8 protein-coding genes are annotated in these 6,571 nt (G+C 74.0%); 4 read left to right on the top strand and 4 right to left on the bottom strand.

Annotation, left to right across the window (positions count from 1 at the left end; translation table 11 throughout):
- Nucleotides 1-118 precede the first annotated feature (118 nt).
- Complete coding sequence (locus tag AC5WRT_RS36825) at nucleotides 119-559, bottom strand: SRPBCC family protein (RefSeq protein WP_496101021.1); 441 nt, start codon at nucleotides 557-559, stop codon at nucleotides 119-121.
- Between the two features lie 69 nt (nucleotides 560-628).
- A complete protein-coding gene (locus tag AC5WRT_RS36820; RefSeq protein WP_496098532.1) occupies nucleotides 629-1,396 on the bottom strand; it encodes a polysaccharide deacetylase family protein in 768 nt (255 codons plus the stop codon).
- A 167-nt stretch (nucleotides 1,397-1,563) separates the two neighbouring features.
- Here AC5WRT_RS36820 and AC5WRT_RS36815 point away from each other — a divergent pair, with 167 nt between their 5' ends.
- Nucleotides 1,564-2,202, top strand: a complete 639-nt coding sequence (locus AC5WRT_RS36815; RefSeq protein WP_496098530.1) for a phosphoribosyltransferase — start codon at nucleotides 1,564-1,566, stop codon at nucleotides 2,200-2,202.
- A gap of 165 nt (nucleotides 2,203-2,367) precedes the next feature.
- Here the strand turns inward: AC5WRT_RS36815 and AC5WRT_RS36810 are convergent, their stop codons facing one another.
- Nucleotides 2,368-2,679: a hypothetical protein gene (locus AC5WRT_RS36810; protein WP_496098529.1), complete on the bottom strand. Its 312-nt coding sequence runs from the start codon at nucleotides 2,677-2,679 to the stop codon at nucleotides 2,368-2,370.
- 169 nt (nucleotides 2,680-2,848) lie between these two features.
- Here AC5WRT_RS36810 and AC5WRT_RS36805 point away from each other — a divergent pair, with 169 nt between their 5' ends.
- The 3 genes from AC5WRT_RS36805 (at nucleotide 2,849) to dmpI (ending at nucleotide 5,536) form a co-directional block, all read left to right on the top strand.
- On the top strand, nucleotides 2,849-4,015 hold the full coding sequence (locus AC5WRT_RS36805; protein ID WP_496101020.1) for a winged helix DNA-binding domain-containing protein: 1,167 nt from the start codon (nucleotides 2,849-2,851) through the stop codon (nucleotides 4,013-4,015).
- A gap of 378 nt (nucleotides 4,016-4,393) precedes the next feature.
- Complete coding sequence (locus tag AC5WRT_RS36800; RefSeq protein ID WP_496098527.1) at nucleotides 4,394-5,260, top strand: LysR family transcriptional regulator; 867 nt, start codon at nucleotides 4,394-4,396, stop codon at nucleotides 5,258-5,260.
- Between the two features lie 93 nt (nucleotides 5,261-5,353).
- On the top strand, nucleotides 5,354-5,536 hold the full coding sequence (gene dmpI, locus AC5WRT_RS36795; protein WP_496098526.1) for a 4-oxalocrotonate tautomerase DmpI: 183 nt from the start codon (nucleotides 5,354-5,356) through the stop codon (nucleotides 5,534-5,536).
- A 134-nt stretch (nucleotides 5,537-5,670) separates the two neighbouring features.
- On the opposite strand, the gene AC5WRT_RS36790 is transcribed toward dmpI, so the two are convergent.
- A complete protein-coding gene (locus tag AC5WRT_RS36790) occupies nucleotides 5,671-6,462 on the bottom strand; it encodes a S1 family peptidase (protein WP_496098525.1) in 792 nt (263 codons plus the stop codon).
- Nucleotides 6,463-6,571 lie beyond the last annotated feature (109 nt).

The following is a 6,571-nucleotide window of genomic DNA, read 5'->3' as shown; positions in this document are numbered from 1 at the left end:
CGAGGTGCCGTGCCAGGCGTCGCGGACCAGACGGGACTTTCGAAACACGCCCTCTAGGCGCTCCCCTGGGCCGTGCGACGGGCCGGCGGTCGTCCGCCGGCCCGTCCCGGCTGCCCGCTCACGCCTGTCTGAGCAGCCGGTTCGCGGCGCGTCCGAAGACGTACCTGGCCGGGGCCTCCAGTACGGCGTCGAAGGCGCGGGGCAGGAGGCGCAGGCGCACCTCCTCGCGCCACAGCACCCGGCTGCGGCCCCCGGGACCCGGCAGGACCTCGATCTGCGCCCACCCCAGCACCGTCCGGCCGCGCTTCTCCAGGCGGCACAGCCCGCCCTCGCCGTCGGCCGGCGGGCGCCAGACCGTCACCTCCATCACGTCGTCGAGGGCCAGCGGGCCGACGCCGGTGCGGGCCACGAAGCGCGTCCCCACGCCCGTGGGCCCCGGGGTGAGCACCCTGATCCGGGTCAGCGGGACCGCGTCGGCGTGGCGGGGCCACTCGGTGAGCCGGCGCCACGCCTCGTCGAGGGGGAGCGGGGCCGTACGGGCGAAGGAGAAGATCGGCACGGCACGATCGTAGGCACTGCGGACGGTAAGGCCGGGCGTCCGGCCTCCCGCGCGCCTCGGGCGCGGGCGTCAGGGCCGGTACACCTTTCCCGGTTCCGCCTTGCCGGGCGCCAGCAGTTGAGGCACCGTCACGAAGACGTAGCCGCGCGCCCTGAGCGCGTCGATGATGCCGGGCACGGCGGGCACGGTACCCCGGTAGATGTCGTGCAGCAGGATGATCCCGTCGCGCGAGGCCTGGTCCAGGACCCGCTCGGTGATGAGCCTCGAGTCGTCGGTGGTGTAGTCCTTGGCGGTCACGCTCCACAGCACCTCCGCCAGCCCCATCTCCTTGGCGATCTTGTGCACGTCGGAGTCGGTACGGCCCTGCGGGGGGCGCATCAGCGTGGGTCTGCGCCCGGTGAGCCGCTCGATCGCGTCGTCGGGTCGCTCGAGTTCCTCGCGTATCTGCGCGTCCGATATCCGGGTGAGGATCTTGTGGTCCCAGGTGTGGCTCGCCACCTCGTGACCCTCGGCGGCCATCCGCCTGACCAGTTGCGGGTACTTCTCGATGTGGTTCTTGCCGAGCAGGAAGAAGGTGGCCGGGACCTTCTTCTGCTTGAGGATGTCGAGCAGCCGTGCGGAGTTCTCGCTGGGGCCCGCGTCGAAGGTGAGTGCGATGCACTTGGCCTCGCGGCAGTCGACGGTCCCGAACGCCGCCGGCGCGCCGTGTGCCGCCGCTGCCCGCGCGGTGCTCGGTGAGGTCGTGTCGACCTGGGCGCAGCCGGACAGCGTGAGCGCCAGTCCGAGGGCGGCGGAGGCGAGCGCGGCCGGACGCAACCTTCGGGCGGCTTCGCGCATCTTCTTGGTCGTCGCGTGCGTCGGCGCCGGGATCGTGTCGGTCGATTGAGGCATGCGGCGACTATACACTCAGTGTATAGTCCATGTGTTCGAATGCTGTCACGGCGTGCTTCGTGGGGCCGACCGGTAGCACCCTGGAAGGAGGGGCGCCGCGAAGGAGGACGGTCATGCGCTTCCGGGACCGGGCCGAAGCCGGGCGTGAACTCGCCGGGCTGCTGAGCGGACTGCGGGCACAGGGCGCCCTCGCCGACCCCCTCGTCCTCGCCCTGCCGCGCGGCGGCATCGCCGTCGCCGAGCCCGTCGCCCGTGCCCTGGACGCGCCACTCGACGTCCTCGTCGTCCGCAAGATCGGCGCCCCGCACCACCAGGAGTTCGCCGTAGGCGCGCTCGTCGGGGACGACCCGCCCCTCTACAACCCCGGCACCTTGGAGAGGCTCGGCCTGACCGAGGAATCCATGGCCCCGGTGGTCGCACGCGAGCGGCAGGAGCTGCGCCGCCGCGAGGAGCGCTACCGCGGCGGCCGCCCGGCGCCGGATCCGGCGGGCCGTACCGTGATCGTCGTCGACGACGGCCTGGCCACCGGCGCCACCGCCCGTGCGGCGCTGCGTCACGTGCGGCGCCGGGGGCCCGCGCACCTGGTCCTCGCCGTGCCCGTCGGCGCGCCCGACTCCGTGGAGCGGCTCGCCGGCGAGGCCGACAGGGTGGTCTGCCCGCACCAGCCGGCCGGGTTCAGCGCGGTGGGGCAGTGGTACGAGGACTTCGGGCAGCTCTCGGACAAGGAGGTGCTGGCCGCCCTCAGGCGTTGAGGTGCGGCGCCGGTGGGGTGCTTCGTGGGCGCGCCACCCGGAGAGCTGCCGTCCCGCGCTCGTGCTGCCTTCCCGTCCCCGCGTGACGCCCCCGTGCACACCAGTAGGACCGGGGCGGTACGCGCAGTGACCTCGGGGTCATGACGCGCACGGGGGAGCGAGCCGTCAAACGCGCCGCAGTTCGGCCGGGGAGGCGGCCGAACCCGTCGCGGCGCCGAGTTCCGCCAGGAACTTCTCCGGATCGAGCTCGGCCATGATCCCGTCGGACTGCAACGCGGGGTCCACCTGCCGGTCGTACAGCTCCTGAAGGCTCAGCCCACTGCTCGGCTGGGCGGCCACGGCGGACCCCGCGGAGGTCCCCACCAGCAGGTCGGCCCCGCTGACGTCCTGGCCGGACTCGGCCAGCCCGGTGAGCAGCCCCGTCATCCAGGCGATCCCGCCCACCCCGCCGCCGCCCGGTACCAACGCCTCGGTCATCCCCACTCCTCGCCGGGCGGTGGTCACTCGGTGATCAGTGGTGCAAGCGCCCGTCACGGCACGGTCATTCCCGGCCGCCGCCCGCTGCAGCCGGTCCCGCTCCGTCGAGCACGGGGCGGGCCGGGGATCGCGGACGGACGGTGTCCGCGATCCCCGTTAGCGTGCGGCCATGACGAAGAGCAGGACGACGAAGGCCCCCCTCCTGGACATCCGAGCCCTCAACCGGGCCACTCTGGAGCGGCAGTTGCTGCTGCGCCGCTCGCCGCTCCCGCCCCTCGACGCCGTCGCCCACCTGCTGGGGCTCCAGGCGCAGAGCGTCCAGCCGCCGTACTACGCCCTCGCCGCCCGCCTCGACGGCTTCGGGCCGCGGCAGCTGTCCGCGCTCATGGCCGGCCGCGAGGCCGTCCGGATCGTCACTCTGCGCTCCACCCTGCACACCCACACCGCCGACGACTGCCTCGCCCTGCGGCCCTTCGTCCAGCCGGCCCGGGACCGGGAGCTGGGCCAGTTCCGCGCGGGCCTGACCGGCGTCGACCTGAAGGTGCTGGCCGGCCTCGTCCGCGAGCTGGTCGAGGCCGAGCCGCGGACCATGGCCCAGCTGCGGCAGGCGCTGGGCGCGCGATGGCCGGACGCCGAGCCGCGGACCATGGCCCAGCTGCGGCAGGCGCTGGGCGCGCGATGGCCGGACGCCGATCCGCGGGCCCTCGCCGTCGCCGCCCGCTGCACCCTGCCGCTGGTCCAGGTCACCCCACGCGGACTGTGGGGCCGCAGCGGCCAGGTCGCCCTCACCACCGCCGAGCACTGGCTCGGCCGCCCGGCCGGGACGGCCCCCGAACCGGAGTCCGTGGTCGTGCGCTACCTCGCCGCGTTCGGTCCGGCGTCGGTCAACGACATGCAGACATGGGCCGGGCTCAGCCGCCTGCGGGACACCTTCGAGCGGCTGCGCCCCCGGCTCCTGACCTTCCGGGACCCGGCCGGCGCCGAGCTGTTCGACCTTCCCGGCGCCCCGCGCCCCGACCCGGACACCCCGGCGCCGCCCCGCTTCCTGCCCGAGTTCGACAATCTCCTGCTGTCCCACGCCGACCGCGCCCGCGTCGTACCGCCCGCGCACCGGGGCCGGCACTGGCGGGGCAACCAGGCCCACCGCACGCTGCTGGTGGACGGTTTCCTGGCGGGCCTGTGGAAGCTGGACGCGGACGCCCTGGTCATCGAGCCGTTCGCCGAGCTGACCGCGCGCCTCCGGGACGAGGTGGCCGCGGAGGGGGAGCGGATGCTCCGCGTCCTTCACCCGGACACGCCCTACGACATCCGCTTCGGGGCCGTGGTACGGCCCTGAGGCCGCTCGGCGTCCCCGCCCCCGGGCCCTGACGCCGAGACGGCAGGTGCGGCGCGTACGACGGGATCGCCGCCGTCGACGCCGTCTCCGGAGGTTCACCGGGGGGTCGGCCGGGCACCGTCACGGTCGCACGGCCTCGTCGCCATCACGGACGGACCGTACGAAGGAGGCCGCCTTTGGGTCCCGAGAGATGGTGACCCGGTGCGGCGCGGACCGGTGAGGAGCAGCGGGTCGCGCAGCTTCATGCCGCAACGGCACAGCGGCCGCCCGTGGACCACCACACCCTCATGGTCCTCGCACGGCGCACGCACCCTGCCCGACGCGCACCCCGGCCCGAGCGGCCTGGAGACGTTTCTGCGCGGCCTCTACAGTCGGCGCATGGAACTCCGCCAGCTCAGCTATTTCGTCGCCGTCGCCGAGGAGTTGCACTTCGGCAGGGCCGCAGAACGGCTGCACATCGTGCAGTCGGCGGTCAGCCAGCAGATCCGGCGGCTGGAGCGGGAGCTGGGCGCCGAGCTGTTCGACCGCTCGCCGCGCCGGGTGCGGCTGACCGGGGCGGGGGAGCGGCTGCTCCCCGAGGCGCGGGCGGTGCTCGCGGCGGCGGAGAAGGCACGGGCCGCGGTGGCCGCGCCCGCCGGACTGCGGCTCGGCACCAGCACCGGGCTCGGCGCGCATCTCGATCGGGTGCTGGCCGCGTTCGCCGAGCGGGCGCCCGAGGTGCCGGTGGAGCTGGTCTCGCTGCCGGCCGGTGAGCGGCTGCACCGGGTCGCAGCGGGCCGGCTGGACGCCGCGTTCGTGCGCTCGGCCGAACCCCCGGACGGCCTACGGGTGGTGCCCCTGTGGCCCGACCCGCTGGTCGCCGCGCTGCCCGCCACGCATCCGCTGGCGACACGCGGCGAGATCGACCTCGCGGACCTCGCCGCCCTGCCCCTCGCCCTGACCGCACGCCGCAACAACCCCGCCCTCGTGGACCTGGTCCTCGACGCCTGCCGCGCGGCCGGGTTCGAGCCGGTGCCCGGACCGGCCGGCGGCACCCTGCACGACACCCTCGCCACCATCGGCGCCCGCCCCTTGTGGACGGTCGTCTTCGCCTCCCACGCGCGCGTGCTCGCCACGCCCCGGGTGGCGTACCTCCCCTTCCGCGCACCCGGCCTCGCCCTGGCCACCGGCCTCGCGGTGCCCGCCACCGACCCCTCGCCGCACCTGGAGAAACTGCTCCTGGCCTGCGGCGATCAGGAAAGCTGATCGCCGCGGTCGCGGACTGCTCCTTGGTCGGCACCGCCCGGCGCGATGGACTGGAGTCACCGAGAAGGAGCAACCGTTCAAGGGAGTCCGATCATGCCGATCGTCACCATCCAGCAGGGCCCGCGCGACGCCGAGCTCAAGCGGGAGCTGGTCAAGCGGGTCACCGACGCCTTCGTCGACGCCTACCGGATCCCGGCGGAGACCGTGCAGGTGTGGATCCACGAGGTCCCCGCGGACAGCTGGGGCACGGCCGGGAGGCTCACGGCCGACAGGTGACCCCGCGTTCCACGGGGGTGAACGTGGAGAGGGGGGCGCTGCGGGCCGCTCGTGGTGGCTCGCAACGCCCCCCTGGCATCTACCTGAGGGGTGCTCAGGTGTCCCTCTTCCGGGTTACGAGCGGACCTGCGCGGTCATGAGTCGACCTGCGCGGTCACCAGGTCCGAGAAGGTGGCCAGCCGGGTGTACACACCCGGGTAGCCGGCCTCCGCGCACCCCTCGCCCCAGGAAGTGATCCCTGCCAGGACGCCCCCGATGAGCAGGGGACCGCCGCTGTCGCCCTGGCAGGTGTCTACGCCGCCGGAGGAGTATCCGGCGCACACCATGTCGGACTGGACGTAGCCCGAACCGTAGGAGGAACGGCAGTCGGAGTCGGACAGGACCGGGACGGTCGCGGTCCGCAGCTGATTGGAGGAGCTGCCGTTCTCCGAGGTGGTGCCCCAGCCGAGGATCCGGGCCGTGGTGCCGGCCGCGTACACGCCCGTCTGCGACGAGGAGACGTACGGCACCGGCTTGTACGGCATCGACGTCGACAGGGTCAGGACGGCCACGTCCTTGCCGTTGGTGGCGTCCGTGTAGTCCGGGTTCACCCAGATCTTGCTGACCCTGCTGACCGTGCCGTCGGTGCCGTTGAGATAGGTCCGGCCGCCGACCACGCGGACGCGCCTCGGGGACTCGCCGGCCATGCAGTGCGCGGCGGTCAGGACCTTGGTGGCGGCCACCAGGGTGCCGCCGCAGAACTGGTTGCCGGACGCGTCGGTGATCTGCATGACGAACGGATAGGCCGCCGTGGTGGTGGTCGTACCGCCCACGACGGGCTGCGGGGCCGCGCTCGCCGTGGGGGAGGCGAGCAGCGTGGTCGCCGCGGCGGCGGCGGTGGCCACCAGCGTCGCGGCGCTCTGTCTGGCACGTCTGAACCCGAACATGAGTCTCCTCAGTGGGGGGTTGCACCGGTGGGGGATCGCACGGGGTGGAGCACGGGGCGGGGGTCCCCCGCTCGGGCTGAGCGGAGAGAGGGGGATCCGACCCCGTGTG

It is taken from the genome of Streptomyces sp. NTD91 (assembly GCF_059510455.1).
This window is presented reverse-complemented; position numbering and strand designations above follow the sequence as displayed.

Coding starts and splice junctions, on each gene's coding strand:
- AC5WRT_RS36800 (WP_496098527.1), top strand. CDS start 4,394: ATGGAACTCCGCCAGCTCAGCTATTTCGTCGCCGTCGCCGAGGAGTTG.
- dmpI (WP_496098526.1), top strand. CDS start 5,354: ATGCCGATCGTCACCATCCAGCAGGGCCCGCGCGACGCCGAGCTCAAG.
- AC5WRT_RS36810 (WP_496098529.1), bottom strand. CDS start 2,679: ATGACCGAGGCGTTGGTACCGGGCGGCGGCGGGGTGGGCGGGATCGCC.
- AC5WRT_RS36805 (WP_496101020.1), top strand. CDS start 2,849: ATGACGAAGAGCAGGACGACGAAGGCCCCCCTCCTGGACATCCGAGCC.
- AC5WRT_RS36790 (WP_496098525.1), bottom strand. CDS start 6,462: ATGTTCGGGTTCAGACGTGCCAGACAGAGCGCCGCGACGCTGGTGGCC.
- AC5WRT_RS36820 (WP_496098532.1), bottom strand. CDS start 1,396: ATGCGCGAAGCCGCCCGAAGGTTGCGTCCGGCCGCGCTCGCCTCCGCC.
- AC5WRT_RS36815 (WP_496098530.1), top strand. CDS start 1,564: ATGCGCTTCCGGGACCGGGCCGAAGCCGGGCGTGAACTCGCCGGGCTG.